A 1,643-nucleotide genomic window follows, 5' to 3' on the forward strand; every position below is an offset into this window, starting at 1 on the left:
CCGGCCGCCGCCGACGCCGTGCCGGTCGCTTCCCCGGCGCCGGGCGCCGGATCCGGACCGTTCCCTGCCGCCGGTTCGGCCGCCGGACTGGGGTCATCACCGGGGGCGGCCGCGGCGGTGAAAAGGTGCGGCAGCAGCCGGGGGACGGCGAAGCCGAGCGCGCCGCACAGGACCAGGAGACCCAGCAGCCAGACCACGAGCGAAAAACGACCGATCCGCAGTGCCGCGTCCTCAGTCATCGGTGCCGACATGTTGTGCTGTTCTCCTTTGTGTCCCCCATGAGGTTACCCACACCGCGGATCCGCTTCACACTCGGTGCCCGGCAGAGGCCCGGCGCTAGACTTGGAGCATCCCCGAATCCATTCTTCCTTGGAGATTTGTGTGAGCCTGAAGCAGCTTGACCGTGTTCCCATCCGCCGCGCGTTGATCTCGGTGTACGACAAGACCGGGCTGGAGGAGCTGGCGGAAGGGCTGCACAGCGCCGGGGTCGGCATCGTTTCCACCGGCTCGACGGCCAAGAAGATCGCCGCCGCGGGCATCCCGGTCACCGAGGTTTCCGAGATCACCGGTTTCCCCGAGTGCCTGGACGGCCGGGTCAAGACGCTGCACCCGCGCATTCACGCCGGCATCCTGGCCGACCGCCGCCTCGATGACCACGTCCGGCAGCTCACCGACCTCGAGATCGAGCCCTTTGACCTCGTGGTGGTCAACCTCTACCCGTTCGTGCAGACCGTGCGGTCCGGCGCCAGCCAGGACGAGGTCGTGGAGCAGATCGACATCGGCGGCCCTTCGATGGTGCGGGCCGCAGCGAAGAACCATCCGTCGGTGGCGGTCGTCGTGGATCCCGCCACGTACGCGGACGTGGTGGAGGCGGCGAACTCCGGGGGATTCGACCTGAAGACCCGCCGCCGGCTGGCGTCCTTGGCCTTCGCCCACACCGCCGCCTATGACACCGCCGTGGCCAGGTGGACCGCCGAGCAGTTCGGCGACGACGCCGAGGCCGTCGAGGCGGCGCCGGTGTTCCCGCCGTACGCCGGCCTGGCGCTGGAGCGCTCCGAGTCGCTGCGCTACGGCGAGAACCCGCACCAGGCCGCCGCGCTGTATGCGGAAACCGGCGCAGCGCCGGGCATCGCGCAGGCCGAGCAGTTGCACGGCAAGGCCATGAGCTTCAACAACTACGTCGACGCCGACGCCGCCGTGCGCGCGGCCTTCGACTTCGCCGAGCCGGCCGTCGCGGTGGTCAAGCACGCCAACCCCTGCGGCATCGCCGTCGCGTCCCCGGGCGCCGCGGATCCCATCGCGGATGCGCATGCAAAGGCCCACGCGACCGACCCCGTGTCCGCGTTCGGCGGCGTCATCGCCGCAAACCGGACGGTGACCGCCGGCATGGCCACTACCGTCAAGGACATCTTCACCGAGGTGGTTGTCGCCCCGGGCTTCGAACCCGAGGCCGTCGAGATCCTGTCGAAGAAGAAGAACATCCGGCTGCTCGTCCTGCCGGAGGGCTTTGCCCGGGACACGGTCGAGTACAAGCAGGTCTCCGGCGGCATGCTGCTGCAGGCTTCGGACCGGATCGACGCCGACGGCGACGACCCCGCCAACTGGACGCTGGCCGCCGGCGAGGCCGCCGACGAGGCGACCTT

Annotated in this window: 1 protein-coding gene and 1 pseudogene; one reads left to right on the forward strand and one right to left on the reverse strand. The window is 70.0% G+C overall.

Annotated features, from left to right (window positions below; genetic code table 11):
- Window positions 1-251, reverse strand: a pseudogene (locus tag AC5RV2_RS17815) (hypothetical protein); the annotation flags it as partial.
- 130 nt (window positions 252-381) lie between these two features.
- Between AC5RV2_RS17815 and purH the strand changes: the two are divergent.
- On the forward strand, window positions 382-1,643 hold a 1,262-nt coding region (gene purH / locus AC5RV2_RS17820), incomplete at its 3' end, for a bifunctional phosphoribosylaminoimidazolecarboxamide formyltransferase/IMP cyclohydrolase (RefSeq protein WP_494093431.1).

The organism is Arthrobacter sp. Y3225116 (genome assembly GCF_059091245.1).